We start from the raw sequence: 15787 nt of genomic DNA, 5'->3' as shown, positions 1-15787 counted from the left end.
CTGTCGGAACACATACTTCTTACTCGTCTGCCATAGCTCAAACTGAATCATCTCCGAGTGGTTGACGAGCTCCGCAGTAGGCGGACAGATTACTAGGAGATAAAACTGCTCATGCACTCGGTACTCCCGCCCTAAATCGGGCACCAGCTGTCGTGTTGGGTCTGCCGTTTGTGATCATTACCGTGTCGGTCTCGTTGCAAGGCTTTAACCATAACCTGCCCCGTGCTGCGGCCACCCTTGGGGCATCGCCGCTGACGGCGTTCCACCCGTGTGACGTTGCCGCTGATCGCACCAAGGATGATTCCTGTGCGCTGTTCGCCTTTGCGACGTCGTTCGATGACATAGTGGTGACGCTGTTTCTCGCCGCGCCCGGATAAACCATGCTGCCGCCTCGGATGTTTAGCAGTATCCGGGAAAACCTCAGCCCGACCATTGCCGCTGCCGCGACTCTGCTCATCGGCTTCTCGGTAGTGCTGTTGCTGGCGCTGGAGTGGTTACGCGTTCGCAGTGAAAAGTTGCGTATCTTGGTGGTTTGATCGCACTCGACTGCTGTGGCGGTGTAATGGACAATCGTTTGAAGTGCTGGGGCATGACCCAGGGCAAGTCTTATGTACTGCGGCGCGGCATTGGTCCTGGAGTACAATTTGCGCGACCGTGATTCTGCTCAAAAATAGGTGCGTCATGCAGCCCTTCGTTATTGCTCCGTCGATTCTCTCCGCTGACTTCGCCCGTCTGGGTCAGGAAGTCGACACTGTTCTCGCCGCTGGTGCGGACACCGTCCACTTCGATGTCATGGACAATCACTACGTACCTAACCTGAGTATCGGTCCGCTGATCTGTTCAGCGCTGCGCAAATATGGCATTACCGTGCCCATCGACGTCCATCTGATGGTCAGCCCGGTCGATCGCACCATCGGCGACTTCATCGAAGCTGGCGCCACATACATCACCTTCCACCCGGAAGCGACGCAACATGTCTACCGTTCGCTGCAACTGATCCGTGAAGGCGGTTGCAAGGCGGGCCTTGTATTCAACCCAGCAACACCGCTGAACCTGCTCGAATACGTGATGGACAAGATCGACAGGATTTTGCTGATGAGCGTCAACCCCGGTTTCGGTGGTCAGAAGTTCATCCCCGGTACGCTGAACAAACTGCGCGAAGCGCGGGCCTTAATCCAGGCTTCGGGCCGGGAGATCCGCTTGGGGATCGACGGTGGGGTCAACATCAATAACATCCGCGAGATCGCTGCCGCCGGCGCTGACACGTTCGTCGCAGGCTCGGCGATCTTCAATGCCTCGGACTACAAGGAAGTGATCAATGAAATGCGTGCCGAGCTGGCGTTATCACGGGCATGAGTGGCTTCGAGCTGTTGTTTGCAGGCCAACTGCCCAAGCTGGTCATGTTCGATCTGGAAACGCCTACGCCGACAACGATTTGCCTCAACTCGTGATCAAGATCAACTGCGACCACTTTCCACAGTGCCTGTAGCCCAAGGATTTGGGCATATAAATCGATATTTCTCATGGGCAAGAGAATAAATTACCCACTGAAAACGGTGAAGCCCCGGCTTCCATAGCGTTCAAGCAGGCGCCGCCAGCCCAGGTAATTGGCCAGATGAATGGATGCAACCAGCCTTTCAGGCGGCTGTGATAGGCATTGACGCTCTGGATATAAAACGCGCCGTCCGTTCGAGTCTTTTGACGTAAGTTCAGGCAATGATGAGTGATGCCTCCGGCCCTGGCAGAGCCGTGGTAGATCGCTGCGCTATCGGTGCATAACATGGCATCAGGGTCGATTAGGGGCTTCAGCGCCCTTCCTACATGGACGCCATCAAGCCTTTCCAACTGAAAGTCCGCATGCTGCCCACTGCGATCGCGCACCACCAGAACTGGCACCAATTCATCGCTCATGCCTTTGCTTTTCGCCTTGCCCCCTCGTTTGCGAGCGGGGCAAGGCATTTGTCGCTGCCCCTTGAATGAATGCTGTCGCTCGCATTGCACACCTCCAGAGAGGGATGTCGTACTCTGCAAGTTTAGCCTCTAGCAATACTTAACGCAGGCATAGGCTCGACATTCGAAACCGCAACCGCAACCGTAACCTGCCCTATAAATACAGGGTCTGCCTTACGTGAATTGAGCCTCGAATTAACGTCATCGGCCTGAGGCCGATTTGAACAATATTATGGCCAGCTTGTGCAATGACGTCCAGACGCTTGCTGGTTATCGTGAGATTGATCGTGCTACTTGCCCTGTTCGGTCTCACCTCCGACTGGGCGAGGCTACCAGCAATTTCTCACTAAGTTCCGAAGGAGTATCGACGTGCTTATAGATGCCACCGAGTTCCCACTCGTTTGGATGCAAATCGCCGCGCCCAGTAACAAACCAGAAGACTCGCCATTTGCCGAGTTTGAAGCATTGCTCGCTCGTAAAGAGGTATTCGTTCTCCTCAACGACGAAGGCCTCGATACAGGCGACCATGAGCATTCGCCGGAAGAGATGAAGCAGACATCCCTTTGGATGAAGCGCCACAAGAGTGATCTGCGGATCTTCGTCAAGGCCTCGATTCACATCGAACCGAGCACCGCAAAACGACTGGCGTCCAAAGCGTTTACTGTCGTATATGAAAAATTCTGGGGTTACCCCATGCTCATTGCTGCCACCAAGGAAGAGGCCCTGGTAATGGCACAGAACCTGTTGGCAGGCGAACCCGTGAGGGCCCGGTGGCTCTAGTTCCGCAGGCTGAAACCTAGGGCTGCCAACGTAGAGGGAGAGTGATAAGTCCCTTGGCGGCTTTCGACACGATAGGGGGCTGGCTTGCGGAAGTTTCCAAGGCTTTATTGCGATTGCGCTCTAAAACAGTAGTAGCTTATTGGCCTCCTGCATATCGCGTGCGGGATAATCACTTTCGCCAGAGCCTCCTGTCCAACACCAGATGCGAGACATGTGACATGGAATTATGTCGCTTGCGTTGTTTCGCCGTGCTTGCTGAAGAACTGCACTTCACCCGCGCGACTGACCGTCTACACATTTGATCTACCGTCGCAAACTGTCCTACCACACCATGAGTGTAAAACGTGAAAAGTGATCTGAAAGTTCTGCGTACGCCTTTTTGCGCTTCATGATCCTGATTGCCCTGGTCCTGTTCGGGATAGGCATGATCTTCATCGATATCTTTATCGCCAACACCAGGATTCTGGAAGTATCGTTCACTGAAATCAGCCAGGAGCTAATTCTGGCGCTCATCGCAGGCCAGTTCTGGATGAGTTCGCGTCAGCCGGGTCAACGCGGGATTGGCATCCTGGTCGGCGGTTTCTTCGCCTGTATGTTAATTCGCGAACTCGACGGGCTGTTCGACCCGATTAGCTATGGTTTCTGGCTGTGGCCTGCGCTGACGATGGCAGGTATATGCCTGTTTCTGGCGTTCGGCAAAGAACACGCACAGCGCGAAACTCTATCGAGCCTAGCCGAACTCTCAACCCGCCCAAGCGTTGGCCTGATCATGGGCGGCCTCGCGGTCTTGGTTTTCTCCCGCCTGTTCGGTATGGGCTATTTGTGGCACGGCATCTTGCACGATGGTTACGCCCGCCTGGCGAAAACCACCGTGGAAGAAGGTATCGAATTGCTGGCCTACTGCATCAGCCTGGGCGGTACGCTTGACTATTACCGAGAATACCGCTCCGTTGCCGCGAGCTCTAAAACGTAAGCCTGCAACCCCATCCGACTTAGCAAACTCACGAACAGCGCGGTGGCGTTCAAAAAATCCCGGACCAATAGGTCAGGTACGCCAGCAACGGCAATGAACATCGCCAACTGAGCCTGACTACAACCTCAGTTTTGCTTGATACAGCGAATGGGGCCTGAATGACTGAACAAATTCGCAAAGGCCTCACCCGGCGCCACCACCCTCGCCGCGGGCGAGCCCCTAGGCCACTTGCACAAGTTAAGAAGAAACGAGGGACTCACCATGTACAGATTGATATTGGTCCGCCACGGTGAGTCACTGTGGAATCAGCGCAATCTCTTTACCGGTTGGGCGGATGCAGACCTGAGCGCCCAAGGTATCATCCAGGCAACAACCGCCGGTCGCCGACTACGCGCTGCAGGCTTCACTTTCGATGTGGCTCATACGTCAGTGCTCAAGCGAGCGGTACGCACGCTTTGGGGTATCCAAGACGCGATGGACCTGATGTGGCTTCCGGTATCCACTACCTGGAGACTTAACGAGCGTCATTATGGCGCGCTCACTTCAATGAACAAGGACGACGCCGTTGCCCGTTTCGGTGAGGAACAAGTGCATATCTGGCGACGCAGTTATGACATCGCACCTCCGCCCTCGCCGTCAGGGCCACTTGAATCGAGACCTGACCGCCGATACGTCAATCTCGCCCCCAATGACATCCCCCGAAGCGAAAGTTTGAAAGATACCCAGGTTCGCCTCCTCCCCTATTGGCATGAAACCCTGGGGCCGCAAATCCTGGCCGGAAAACATGTATTAATCGTCGCGCATGGCAACTCCCTGCGCGCCCTGATCAAGTACTTGGATGACATTTCGGATCAGGATATCTCTAACCTGAATGTCCCCAATGGCGTTCCATTGGTTTACGAATTCGATGAAGGGTTAACTCCTCAGCGGAGCTATTATCTTGACGATCAATAGCGTAAAAAATTGGACAGGAAGACTTTCAGTCTCGTAAACCAATGGCCGGCTAACATTGTAGTGTTTGAGCAGTAAGTGCCAGCGTACAACAGCAATCGTCACTCAACGAGTGAAAGCGCTAGGTCGATACCTGCCCACCTCGGTGGGTCTGCAAACGAGCCCGTCGCCTCTCGCGATCGCCCCATTGATGCAAATGAGCCTGGAGCACTTTGTGTGCCTTGGCCTAACTCCTCAGACACATCGATAAAACTAGGGCAATTCAAACAAAATTCATCCAGCGCTGGGATCCAGATATGTATTATTCGACCTATGTCTCGGTCCGCCCAAGGAAGACGCTGTGCATGGTAATCAAATCCCCTTCGGCGAACGTGAAGGTATCCTTTTCAGAGCGTATGAAGTCGAAAACGGGCTACGATGCAGCTGTGTATGTCCTGGATGCAAGCAGCCATTGAACGCAGCCAATCAGGGTGAAAAGGTTTCACCCTACTTTCGACACGCCCAAGCCGTGGACTGTACCTCAGGCTTTAAGGAGGGGGTCCGTAGGGCAGCTGTGGCGTTAATCGCGGAGAAGATGGAATTGACGCTCCCGGCATTCGAGGGCAAAGCGTCAGCAACAACAGCCAGTGGGAGGACGTTGACCAGATCGGTTCTACTCAAGCCGAAGATAGCAACCGCTGAATCGGTATTGCGGTTCGTCGACCTCGGTGGGGTTCGGGCGCATGCGGTCCTAAAGAATTCCGGCCGCCAACTGCTGGTACGCATCAAGCTGTCTCCCAGAAGTGAGCTTGAACGCAATAAAAGATTGCGGGACATAAATCACTCCAGCATCGAAATTGATCTTCATGCGTTGAGATTAGAGCAGATCAATAGTCCGACGGATTTTGAATATTCCGTTCTTCACGACCCTGATAACCGCTCCTGGATCAGATCAATTCGGGCAGAGAGAATACAGCTCCATACCGAGCTAGAACTGCTTTCAGAAGTGCAGGCATTGGATGCACAGTGGGCTGCTGAAGAATTCGAACGTGAACGCGCGGAAATTTCTCGCCAGCGTGCGCTAAAGGAACGGCAAGCAGCAAGAGCACTCGCGCTAGCCGCCCACCGTAATACTCAACGTGAAACTGCTGCCCAGAATTCTGCTGAGAACGCGCAGTGCGCGGACTCAAGTAATGCGCTTGAGCAACGAAAAAATTTGATCATGGCCACTCGATTGAAAGCCGCGCGTGATTGGGCAAATGAAGGGGTTGAGTGCTCAGCCTGCTATTTGTTGAGTCCTCCAGGAACGCAATTCTGTCTTTATTGCCCATCTGACAGTAGCGAGATGATTGCAGTGACCATTGCGGCCGATGTGGCCCGCACCATCCACCATCAAATGCGAAGCTCAGTGAAGCCTGTGAGGTCCATCAGTGCGGTACCTGCACTGATCGTTGTTCCGAAACCTTGATCAACGCTGGCGTATTCTGATCATCGCGATTGGTAGCCAACAGCTAACAGCGAAGGCTGGTAAAATCAGGCCATTATAAAATGCCCAATTTCTTACATCCGTTAACGAGATATCCACAGTGAACGCAGAACTGAGTGAGGAGGAAATGCGCTTCGCGCTGTTTGGTACCTCAACGCCGTCTAGCCAACAGTCGCAGCATGAAGAGCCTGAAGTCACAATCGTTTCACCTCCGCAGTTCGACACCAAAGCTCGATCCGTTGCAAAGCCTCTTTCCCCAAGGCTGAGGGTGACGCTACACGTGACTAAGGTTTTTGAGGGCGCTATCGAGGTGTTTACCTATGACGCAAATACCCTAAGCACACTCATCGCTGAGCAAGAAGCCAAGAATGAGGCTAAAAAGAAGAAATTTAAATATTTTGAAGTAGTGTCGATCAAATCAATCTAGTCGTCGATCATCCAATCTGACCGTGTGTAGTTGACCCTGGCCTATGCTCGGGGAGTTTGATATATGACCTTTCGTTGGAAACCCTCGCTGCCGTGGCGACGCTTGGTCCAAGCCAGTTTAGTCAAGGGTTTCAAGTGGAAACCGGGCAAACGCCCGCAGAGCTATTGAAGGACCCAGTGTGGAAGCTGCCCGATATTAATGAGAAATTCTACGTGGAGAGCCAAAACGTGTGTTTTTTTTGTGCTTTAAGCTGAAGCCGCGATGAATTGGTGAGACTCCATGCCGCAGATATTGCGGTTGAGTTTTCTGCATTTTGTCTGATCGGCGGGCCGGTGGGCTCAGGTATTTTCGAGCGATGGTTTTCGACCGTCCCCGCCGCGATAGTGTGCAGCGTCGGTTTCCACACATGAGCGGAATCGCGGTCGATGAACGTGATCGTCGGCACTTCTTGACTCTTGCCACGCGGCCGACGCCCCCTCCGCCCGAGCGTGGAGACGATCTCCAGGCCTGCCACGCCGCCGCCCACGATGACAATCCGATGCGGTTGTTGTCCTTTGCTTGCCATGACGTGAATCCTCTCGATGAATTGCGACGACCTGCGACGCGCGCAAGCGGATGTCCCAGGGCGAAGCCTTCCGAGGGCTGCATATGATCGAGCGCGCCTCAGCGGTGACTGTAGTTGTTGACCTTGAATTCCACACCCAGTGTCTTCGCAGTAGAAGACCGTTTGCTTTGCAGCTTCCCCGTCACTCGTAATAGATAATGATCTTGCGATCTCCCAGCCCGTGAACTCCGATGTGCATGTCATATAGTTGGCTCAGCGCGTCCGTCTGTATGACGTGATCCGGCGTTCCTTCCAGCACGACGCGACCCGCACTCATCGCGATGATGTGGTCCGAATAATGCGCTGCGAAGTTGATATCGTGCAGCACTAATATGATGGTCTTGCCAAGATCATCTGCCGCGCGCCGGAGTATCTTCATCGTCGCGGCGGCATGCTTGAGATCGAGGCTGTTCAGTGGCTCATCCAACAACAGATAGTTCGTGTCCTGGCAGAGCACCATCGCAATGAAGGCCCGCTGGCGCTGTCCGCCGGAGAGCTCGTCGATGAAACGCGCCTCCAACGCGGTGATGTCCAGGTAATGCAGCGCACGCTCAATGTGGTCGCGATCCTCGACGGTGAGGCGGCCTTTCGAGTACGGATAACGACCGAACGCGACCAGGTCGCGAACGGTCAGCCGCACGCCGATGTGGTTGTCCTGCCGCAGGATCGCCAGCCTTTGCGCCAAGGTATTGCTCGGGGTCGTCGCCACATCCATCCCATCAATCATGACGCGGCCGCTGGACGCGGGCAGAAGGCGACTGACCAGCATCATGAGCGTGGATTTTCCCGCACCGTTGGGGCCGATAATTGACGTCAGTCCGCCTTGGGGAATCGCAACTGAGACGTTGTCCACGACGGTGGTTGCACCATAGCGCTTGGTGAGTGCGTGTGTTTCGATCATCGTGCATTTCTCATGAGCAGAACGATAAAGGTGATGCCGCCAATGAACTCGATCACGATGCTCAGGCTGGTGTTGAAGCCCAATAGCCGTTCCAGAAGGAACTGCCCACCCACAAGGCAGATGATGGCAATCAGCGCTGCCGCCGGCAGCATGAGAGCATGGCGGGTATCGCCCACGAGGCGATATGCCAGATTGCTCACCAAAAGTCCGAAGAAGGTGACGGGGCCAACCAGGGCGGTCGATACCGATACCAGCACTGCGATCAGCATAAGGATGTTCCTGACCGTACGCGGGTAGTCCAGGCCGAGACTGATAGCGGTCTCACGTCCCAGCAGCAGCACGTCAAAGCGGTCGCGCATACGCCAGCCCACGATGGATGCCCCGAGGATCAGCACGGCGGCGACCGTGAGCAAGCTGGAATCGATGAGATTGAAACTGGCGAAAAGGCGATCCTGCAACACCGCGAACTCGCTAGGGTCGAGCACACGTTGCAGAAAGCTCGACAGGCTGCGCAGCAGCCCCCCAAAGACTAGACCGGCCAGAGCCAGGAACAGCAGATCGCGCCCCCCGCCCTTGAACAACCAGCGATAGAGGATCGTCGAGGCGCCGACCATCAGGGCGGCATCCGCCGCGAAGTGCAGACGAGGATCGATTGCACCTGCCTTGACGAAGCCCAGGCTCGCGGCCAGTACGGTCTGGATCAGCACATACAGCGCATCGAACCCCATGATCGACGGTGTCAAGATGCGGTTTTGCGTGAGGGTCTGGAACAGCACTGTCGACACCGCAATCGCATACCCGACCAGCACCAACCCTGCAAGTTTTTGCCCTCGCAGTGCCAGGACGAAGCCCCAGCGCCCCTCGACGCGGACGGTCATGAAAACGACCCCGATCGCCAGCACGAGCAGGCCGAGCAGCGCCAAGGTCGCCGCCGGGTGTCTCTGTTTGCCTTCAGCCAAAGCGAATCCTCCCCCGTCCCATGAGCAACAGGAAGATCCCACTACCGACGATGCCGATGATCGGCCCGACCGGGATCTCATAGGGCCATATCACCGCACGCCCGATCAGGTCGCACGCAAGCACGAAGCCGGCCCCAAGCACAGCGGTCCATGGCACGGAGCGGCGCACGTTGTCGCCCACCACCAGGCTGACGATGTTGGGCACCACCAGGCCGACGAAGGGAATCGCCCCGACGGTGGCGACGACGGTGGCCGTGACGATTGAGACGATGACCAGGCCAGTGAATAGTGTGCGACGGTAGTTCAGGCCCAGGTTGCTCGCGAAGTCCTGGCCGAGTCCCGCCACCGTGAAGCGGTCAGCCGTAACGAACGCGGCAGCCGCAGCCGCGAACGAAACCCACAGCAGTTCAAAGCGGCCGCGCAGCACAGTGGAGAAGTCGCCCGATGACCAGGCGACGAGGGACTGCAACAAATCGAAGCGGTAGGCCAGGAAGGTTGCCGCGGCATTGATCACGCCGCCCAGCATCAGTCCGATAAGCGGGACCAGCAGCGGAGAACGCAGGGGCACCCGCTGCAGGATCGCCAGGAACAGCAAGGTCCCTATGAGTGCGGTGGTACAGGCAACGAGCATCTTGGCAATGATTGGTAGGCCAGGCGCCAGCAGCGCGACGAGCAACAGACCAAGCGTGGCTGATTCGATCGTCCCTGCGGTACCGGGCTCGACAAAGCGATTGCGCGAGAGCATCTGCATGATCGACCCGGCAACCGCCATGGAACACCCGGCAAGCACTAGAGCGACCATTCGCGGAATGCGGCTGGCCAGTAGAATATTCAGGCTGCGGCTGTTCTCTCCGAGCAGGAGTTCGGTGGGCGACACCGTCGTGGCTCCGACGAAAAGACTGCCCAGCGCCATCGCACCGACGATCATCCCAGTGAGCGTGAGGGCTTTCGTCGATTTGCTGCCTTCAACATCTGTTACCAACACCACTATTGAGCCGATGGCAGGGCGTGGTCGAATTGATCGACCATCGTCTGCAGCGAGGTCAAGCCGTAGAGCACGATGTACCAGTTCACCGGGTCGAGGTAGACGACATGGCCGGCCTTCCAGGCCTTGCTTTGGCGTACCACTTCGTTATCCAGCAGTTGCTTGGCCGACGCGCCGGTCTCCCCGATCGCCGCGTCCCGATCAATCACATAGATCCAGTCTGGCTGAGTATCCAGGATGAACTCCGAGGAGATGACCTGCCCGTGCGGTCCGCTATCGTCAATCTGGCGGGCAATGGGCTTGACGCCGAAGTCCCGATACAACATGCCGAACCATGAGCCGGGGCCTAGCGCCATCATTCGCCCGCCGCTCGTCATGACCAGCAGACCGGTGCCCGCCTTCGCGGTCTTGAGGCGAAGCGCCGCGATCGATTGGCGCAGCTTATCCACAAGGGCAGTGGCCTGCGCCTCCTTGCCGAAGACGCGGCCGAGTTCCTCGGCATATTCGATTGAACTGTCAAGCGTCCGGTTCTTGTCGGGCGACAGGTCGATTGTCGGTGCGATTTTCGCGACCTGCGCATACTTCGGTGCAGAGCGCCCTCCCACAAGAATGAGGTCCGGCGCCAAGGCGTTGAGCGCCTCGTAATCCGGCTCGAACAGGGAGCCTACCTTGCGATAGCGATCAGTCCCGAATTTAGCGAGATAGGGAGGCAGTCCGGAATTTGGAACCCCCGCCACTTCGACCCCCAACGCCGAGAGAGTATCGAGCAAGGCGAAATCGAGGGTTGCCACAACTTTGGGGTGGAACGGAACGCGGGTTTCACCCTGCGCATGATGAAACATGATTTCTTGTGCATGCGAAGCCATCGGGAGGACGGCAAGACATGCAATCGCCAGCCTGGCGAACAAAGAGGTCAGCATAGGCATCGAGGGGGCTTCCAGTGACGTAGTAGTGTTTGTGTGGCCTGGCGCGCCACTTAATGGCGGCAGCGATGGGTTATCAGGCGTGCTTGCGCAACCGGCTCATGCTTCTTCGTCTCGGTGGTCGACCTCACCGCGCTTCCAGTAACCGGCAGCGTGCAGGCAGGTGCGATCGACGCCGCGCTCCTTAAGCAACAGCTTGCGCAGTCCGACGATCTGCGTGGACTCGGCCGCGGCCCAGATCGCTGTAGTGTGAGCGGGGATGTCCATCGCCCTGGCTGCGGCTTCCAGCGCTGTCGATAAGGCCGGCGTATCGTCTTCACGGTGCAGCCAGGTGACGGACAACAACGCCGGGCTAGTCAGCTCCTGATACTCGGCCGCGTTGGTCACCTCGACGAAGACCTGCGCCTTGACGTGCGCCGGCAACGCCTCCAGGATCGCGCCGATCGCGGGCAAAGCCGTCTCGTCGCCGAAAAGCAGGTAGTGTTTCTTGTCAGGCTCGATAGAGACGCCGCTGCGCGGATGCACATCACTGATCTCGAAGGCGTCCCCCACTTCAGCGCGTTCGGCCCAGGCCGATACCGGCCCGTTATCGCCGTGCAGGACGAAGTCGATATCGAGTTCTAGGGTCACCGGGTCGAAGCGGCGAACCGTGTAAGCACGTCCGCTGCTTCGTTGCCCGTCCTGCAAAGCGACGAAGACCTTCAACCATTGGGCTGGTAAAGCTGCTTGCAAACCGGACAGACGACTGCCGTCGATGGTGATGCGCTTCATGTGAGGCGTTACCAGTCGGGCATGCCGGATCGTGACAGTGTGCAGGGGATAGGGAGGGCGTTGGGATGACACAAACATTCTCTCCATGACAGCTAATAGTGGGCACAGGATGCATGCGCGTTAATTCGCCGACCGGCGCTAAGCCACCGGCGAAGACGTGATCAGTATTTGTAGCTCAAGGTCGCCACCATATTCCGCAGCTCGCCGTAGGACACTATGTCGAAATCGACTTTCTGCAACGCGTATTTCTTGTCCAGCAGATTGTCGACGTTGAGACCCAGATCAACCTGTTTGGCGATGGCGTAGCAGGTCATTAGAGAAACCAGCGACCCGTTTAGCGCAATTTGCACTTCGTGCGCCGTTGATCCAGAGCACAACTCTTCCCGGTGGACAAATGGCGCTTGCATTGATTTCGATTGCAAAGGACCGCCAAGTCTGGTTTCGTAAGATTTACCACTCCCTTTAAAATCAAGATGATCCAGCACTCTTGAGGAAGTTGAGCAGCTCGGACACTTCGATTTATAGGGATTTAACAGACAGCAATTTTTCCGCAATAGCCATTGCTTCCTCTCGTGACGAGGCGAGCATCAGCGGATAGCCCCAGAACTTCGCGAAGACCACAGAAAACGCCTTAAATCCGAAACGTTTCGCAGTGTTGGGCTCGATGAGAATCATCGCCACGACCAACTTACGAAGTTCGATCTTGTGCTTTTTCATCCACAGCGAAGTACGCTTCTTTTCCTCCTGCGTATGCTCATGGTCTTCGCCCGGAGCAGACGCACTCAAGAGAACAAATGGCTCTTCGCGTTTCAAATTGGTTTCGAATTCTTCGAAGTCCTGCTGGGAATCGTGCCCCTGCCCTCCCCCAAAGTCTATCCAGACAAAAGGGAAACTTGCGCTATTCATCGACATAAAATTCTGCAGACGTGCCGATCAATGCGAGCAGCACTGGGACAATCCAGGCACCATAGAAAATGGATACCATCCACAACGTATTTGCGTCGAACGTGATCATCGGCATTGCGCCGCCCGCATTGATATAGTCGCTGACGTAAGAAAACGACTGGATCGTTACAAACAGCACAGCACCGACTGCAGTCGTCAGCCAGAACAGAGCGAGTCTATTGTGCTCCTTGGTAACCATATCGGAATTCTCCCAGCGTTATAACAGAAGTAAAAAGATGTGAAGGCACTCCACTCTTTTGAGTTCGACAAGTGTGAGACGACCACTCGAGCGAGGCATTACCAGTTGGACATGGCCGGACCGTGACGGTATGCAGGGGCTAGGGATGACACACACATTCTCTCCATGACAGCTAATGGTGGGCGCAGGGTGCATGCGCGTTAATTCGCCGACTGGCGTGAAGCCAGCGGCGAGGACGTGATCAGTATTTGTAGCTCAAGGTCGCCACCATATTGCGCGGTTCGCCGTAAGACACGGTGTCAAAGTCCCCTTTCTGCAGCGCGTACTTCCTGTCCAGCAGATTGTTGACGTTCAGACCCAGATCAACCTGTTTGGTGATGGCGTAGCGGCTCATCAGCGAAACCAGGGCATAGGAGCCCTGCTCCCCGCCCAACGTACTGGTGCTGACGCCTGGCGACTCGTAGATGCTGCTCTGCCAGTTGACGCCTCCGCCCACTGTCAGCTTGTTCCACTCTCCCGGCAGCCGGTAGGTGGTGAACAACTTCGCCGTAGTGCGCGGCAATTGCGAGTTCAGGCGCACGCCATCGCCGTCTTCAGCGGTGAACAGGGCGATACCAGCATAAAGGTTCCAGCCGCTGGCCAATTCACCTTGCACGTCCAGTTCAACGCCACGCGACTTGGTGCCATCCGAACCTTTGTAGGCTTGTGTTCCACCTGTCGTGTAGACGCCTGGCTCAATCTGCGCCGCATTGTCCAGCTTGGTTTCGAACAAGGCGATCGAAGCGTTTAATCGCCCATCCAGATACTCACCCTTCAGGCCGATTTCCTTGGTCTTGCCTTTGCTGGGTGTGAGTACGTTGCCGTTGCTGTCCCGGTAGGACGTCTGCGGGTTGAAGACTCCGGTGTAGCTGACATAGACCGAATAGGTCTTGTTGATGTCGTAAATCAGGCCGGCATAGGGAGTGAATTCCCCGGTTCTCTTGTAGTGGAAAGGGGACGTTCCGCTCACTGTCTCATCAATCTTGTAGTTGCTGAAGCGGCCACCGACGATAAGTTTCCAGGCATCGGCCAGCGAGAAGCGCGCCGCAGCGTAGACACCGCTTTGCTTGATCTTGGTGTCCGTCGTTGTAGAGGGTAGGGAGTTGAAATCGGGCTCGGCAAAGGGCGCACTCAACTCATAAACGTTTTGCGGGCTGGCGCTTGGGTAAAAAGGCGCCACTTCGTCTTTACTCGCAGTACGACGCGAGCCCATGGCCCCCACAACCAGATCATGCTCACGGCCCAGCAGCTCAAAAGGGCCGTTCGCCATCACATCAAGGGTGCTCTGACGGCTGTGCCCCTCGGCAGCCAGAGCCACCGGATAGGCACCATCGGGATAGGTGCCTAACCCCGTAGCGCGGTCAGGGTTACCTACCAGGCCCATCAGCTTGGCATCGTATTCGGTGCGGTACTGATTGCCGACAGCCCGGACCTTCCAACCATTATCGAAGCGCTGCTCAATGTCGACGAAAGCGGTCTTGAGGGTGTTGTTCCAATAGCTCCAGCTCTGCGCATAGTTTTTTGAACGCGAATACGTCGCCTGCGTGCCGTCACTGAACCACAGAGGCATGCCACCCCATGTGGACCCGTTCGGTGTGCTGTCCTGATAATCGTAGCCCAGACTCAGGGTAGTGTCGGGGGTCAGGTCTGCCTCGACGACGCCGTAGAACGCCTGTCTCTGCGGCTTATAGCCATCGAGGTAGGAGTGAGCGTCCTGATAGGTGCCCACCATACGCGCACGGATGCGCCCGTCTTCGGTCAAAGGCGTGGAGATGTCGCCCATGCCCCGGTAGTTATCCCAGCGCCCCGCGCTGAGCGAGGCGTTAGCCGAGAACTCGGGGGTCGGTTTTTTGCGCACTAGGTTAATGGCAGCCGAAGGATTTCCCGTCCCGGTCAGCAGGCCACTAGCGCCGCGCACGACTTCGACGCGGTCATAGAACGCCGTGTCGAGCGAACCTACCCCGCTACCGTTGATGATGTCACCAAGATCAGTGGGGATGCCGTCGTACTGGATGTTGTCGATCAGGAAACCCCGTGAATAGAAGCTTGTCCGTTCACTGTCCGACTGGTAAGAGGAAATGCCTGGGGTGTTCTCCAGCACACCCTGCAACGTATCCAACTTTTGATCATCCATACGCTGGCGCGTCACCACAGTGACCGACTGCGGGGTTTCCCGCAGCGACAGTGGCAGACGGGTGGCCGTACTGGTCTGGCCGGTGGTGTAGGACCCCGTGCCCTCGGTCGTGGCGTCATCGGCATCGGCCGTTCCCGTAATCGTCGAAGATGGCAAGGTCATCACGCCCTGAGGGGAAGCACCTTCATCCGTGCCAGGTGCTTCTTGTGCCATCACGACGCTCGAACCACCAAAAACGAAAAGCAGTGCTGCGGCAACTGGCTTAGTAGCTAAACGTCGAGGCAAACCGCCGCGCCTCTCACCGCAACACATCAATGAATCCCACATCACCCACTCCTTGCAAACGAGAAAAATTAATCAGCGTTCAGGCTGCTCACGCCTGCCCAACCCGCTGTAGAAGCCACCGACGTAGTGGAGACGCCCGCAGTCGACGCAGACGAAACTGGCAGCGCCTATGTATGGATTTGGATAGCGGCCCAAACCTGGCCCATGGGACCGATCCTTAAGCGGGAAGAGACAAATCGATTGTCAAATAAAATTGATTTTCATTCGTAATGAGTGAATTTAACAATTTGCCTCCACAGTCAGATAGCGAGATTTGGCAATATTATTATCCAATCCAGCCAATAGTTTTGATTGTCATTTGCTTGGCCGGATTGAAAATTAAATTGACCAGATTTCGCAATGTAGAAGTTATTGGACACCGGTAGGATTTATCTCACCGTGGCCTGTCATGCGCCGACCCTCGTCGCTTGGGTTGGCCGACCGAGCACTTCTTTCC

General features: G+C 56.1%; 16 protein-coding genes and 2 pseudogenes. 7 read left to right on the top strand and 11 right to left on the bottom strand.

The annotated features are described in order from the left end of the window. Positions 1-152: 152 nt before the first annotated feature. Positions 153-536 (top strand): annotated as a pseudogene (locus tag ACZRN6_RS28725) (ABC transporter permease); the annotation flags it as partial. A 145-nt stretch (positions 537-681) separates the two neighbouring features. Next, positions 682-1356 (top strand): ribulose-phosphate 3-epimerase, encoded by a 675-nt coding sequence (rpe, locus tag ACZRN6_RS28720; RefSeq protein WP_464009419.1) that lies wholly within the window; start codon positions 682-684, stop codon positions 1354-1356. Positions 1357-1573: 217 nt separating this feature from the next. Here the strand turns inward: rpe and ACZRN6_RS28715 are convergent. Further along, a pseudogene (locus ACZRN6_RS28715) lies at positions 1574-1980 on the bottom strand (IS1595 family transposase); the annotation flags it as partial. Positions 1981-2319: 339 nt separating this feature from the next. On the opposite strand from ACZRN6_RS28715, the gene ACZRN6_RS28710 reads away from it, so the two are divergent. The 5 genes from ACZRN6_RS28710 to ACZRN6_RS28690 all read left to right on the top strand — a co-directional run bounded on the left by ACZRN6_RS28710 (position 2320) and on the right by ACZRN6_RS28690 (position 6546). Then, positions 2320-2730, top strand: a complete 411-nt coding sequence (locus ACZRN6_RS28710; protein WP_464009418.1) for a hypothetical protein — start codon at positions 2320-2322, stop codon at positions 2728-2730. Between the two features lie 388 nt (positions 2731-3118). Continuing rightward, positions 3119-3703, top strand: a complete 585-nt coding sequence (locus tag ACZRN6_RS28705; RefSeq protein ID WP_464009417.1) for a hypothetical protein — start codon at positions 3119-3121, stop codon at positions 3701-3703. 261 nt (positions 3704-3964) lie between these two features. Beyond that, entirely contained in the window at positions 3965-4657 is a 693-nt protein-coding gene (gpmA, locus tag ACZRN6_RS28700; RefSeq protein WP_464009416.1) for a 2,3-diphosphoglycerate-dependent phosphoglycerate mutase, read from the top strand. 571 nt (positions 4658-5228) lie between these two features. Further along, a complete protein-coding gene (locus tag ACZRN6_RS28695) occupies positions 5229-6101 on the top strand; it encodes a hypothetical protein (RefSeq protein WP_464009415.1) in 873 nt (290 codons plus the stop codon). Between the two features lie 118 nt (positions 6102-6219). Beyond that, positions 6220-6546, top strand: coding sequence for a hypothetical protein (locus ACZRN6_RS28690; RefSeq protein ID WP_464009414.1), 327 nt, complete (start codon positions 6220-6222; stop codon positions 6544-6546). Positions 6547-6754: 208 nt separating this feature from the next. Here ACZRN6_RS28690 and ACZRN6_RS28685 read toward each other — a convergent pair whose 3' ends face one another. The 10 genes from ACZRN6_RS28685 to ACZRN6_RS28640 form a co-directional block, all read right to left on the bottom strand. Then, complete coding sequence (locus tag ACZRN6_RS28685; protein WP_464009413.1) at positions 6755-7111, bottom strand: hypothetical protein; 357 nt, start codon at positions 7109-7111, stop codon at positions 6755-6757. A 181-nt stretch (positions 7112-7292) separates the two neighbouring features. Beyond that, positions 7293-8051, bottom strand: coding sequence for an iron ABC transporter ATP-binding protein (locus ACZRN6_RS28680; RefSeq protein WP_464009412.1), 759 nt, complete (start codon positions 8049-8051; stop codon positions 7293-7295). Further along, a complete protein-coding gene (locus tag ACZRN6_RS28675; RefSeq protein ID WP_464009411.1) occupies positions 8048-9010 on the bottom strand; it encodes an iron chelate uptake ABC transporter family permease subunit in 963 nt (320 codons plus the stop codon). Before ACZRN6_RS28675 ends, ACZRN6_RS28680 begins: the two co-directional genes overlap by 4 nt. Next, positions 9003-9995, bottom strand: coding sequence for an ABC transporter permease (locus ACZRN6_RS28670; protein ID WP_464009410.1), 993 nt, complete (start codon positions 9993-9995; stop codon positions 9003-9005). Before ACZRN6_RS28670 ends, ACZRN6_RS28675 begins: the two co-directional genes overlap by 8 nt. Before the next feature lie 2 nt (positions 9996-9997). Then, positions 9998-10921 carry a siderophore ABC transporter substrate-binding protein gene (locus tag ACZRN6_RS28665; protein ID WP_464009409.1) on the bottom strand — a complete coding sequence of 308 codons (924 nt, stop codon included), beginning with the start codon at positions 10919-10921 and terminating at the stop codon, positions 9998-10000. 96 nt (positions 10922-11017) lie between these two features. Then, the gene (locus ACZRN6_RS28660) at positions 11018-11689 is read right to left on the bottom strand and encodes a siderophore-interacting protein (RefSeq protein ID WP_464009408.1); all 672 of its coding nucleotides are present in this window, start codon (positions 11687-11689) and stop codon (positions 11018-11020) included. Between the two features lie 161 nt (positions 11690-11850). Next, positions 11851-12003 (bottom strand): hypothetical protein, encoded by a 153-nt coding sequence (locus ACZRN6_RS28655; RefSeq protein ID WP_464009407.1) that lies wholly within the window; start codon positions 12001-12003, stop codon positions 11851-11853. 205 nt (positions 12004-12208) lie between these two features. Next, complete coding sequence (locus ACZRN6_RS28650) at positions 12209-12595, bottom strand: hypothetical protein (RefSeq protein ID WP_464009406.1); 387 nt, start codon at positions 12593-12595, stop codon at positions 12209-12211. Beyond that, a complete protein-coding gene (locus ACZRN6_RS28645; RefSeq protein ID WP_464009405.1) occupies positions 12588-12833 on the bottom strand; it encodes a hypothetical protein in 246 nt (81 codons plus the stop codon). Before ACZRN6_RS28645 ends, ACZRN6_RS28650 begins: the two co-directional genes overlap by 8 nt. 241 nt (positions 12834-13074) lie before the next feature. Beyond that, complete coding sequence (locus ACZRN6_RS28640; protein WP_464009404.1) at positions 13075-15333, bottom strand: TonB-dependent siderophore receptor; 2259 nt, start codon at positions 15331-15333, stop codon at positions 13075-13077. Positions 15334-15787 lie beyond the last annotated feature (454 nt).

Source organism: Pseudomonas sp. A125, from assembly GCF_055409485.1.
The sequence above is the reverse complement of the archived record's forward strand: the minus strand, read 5'-3'. Positions and strand labels throughout refer to the sequence as shown.

Bases quoted from the DNA above. Each gene is read 5' to 3' on its own strand.
- ACZRN6_RS28650 (WP_464009406.1), bottom strand. From the start codon at position 12,595: ATGAATAGCGCAAGTTTCCCTTTTGTCTGGATAGACTTTGGGGGAGGG.
- gpmA (WP_464009416.1), top strand. From the start codon at position 3,965: ATGTACAGATTGATATTGGTCCGCCACGGTGAGTCACTGTGGAATCAG.
- ACZRN6_RS28645 (WP_464009405.1), bottom strand. From the start codon at position 12,833: ATGGTTACCAAGGAGCACAATAGACTCGCTCTGTTCTGGCTGACGACT.
- ACZRN6_RS28685 (WP_464009413.1), bottom strand. From the start codon at position 7,111: ATGGCAAGCAAAGGACAACAACCGCATCGGATTGTCATCGTGGGCGGC.
- ACZRN6_RS28660 (WP_464009408.1), bottom strand. From the start codon at position 11,689: ATGAAGCGCATCACCATCGACGGCAGTCGTCTGTCCGGTTTGCAAGCA.
- ACZRN6_RS28705 (WP_464009417.1), top strand. From the start codon at position 3,119: ATGATCCTGATTGCCCTGGTCCTGTTCGGGATAGGCATGATCTTCATC.
- rpe (WP_464009419.1), top strand. From the start codon at position 682: ATGCAGCCCTTCGTTATTGCTCCGTCGATTCTCTCCGCTGACTTCGCC.
- ACZRN6_RS28640 (WP_464009404.1), bottom strand. From the start codon at position 15,333: ATGTGGGATTCATTGATGTGTTGCGGTGAGAGGCGCGGCGGTTTGCCT.
- ACZRN6_RS28655 (WP_464009407.1), bottom strand. From the start codon at position 12,003: ATGACCTGCTACGCCATCGCCAAACAGGTTGATCTGGGTCTCAACGTC.
- ACZRN6_RS28680 (WP_464009412.1), bottom strand. From the start codon at position 8,051: ATGATCGAAACACACGCACTCACCAAGCGCTATGGTGCAACCACCGTC.
- ACZRN6_RS28695 (WP_464009415.1), top strand. From the start codon at position 5,229: ATGGAATTGACGCTCCCGGCATTCGAGGGCAAAGCGTCAGCAACAACA.
- ACZRN6_RS28665 (WP_464009409.1), bottom strand. From the start codon at position 10,921: ATGCCTATGCTGACCTCTTTGTTCGCCAGGCTGGCGATTGCATGTCTT.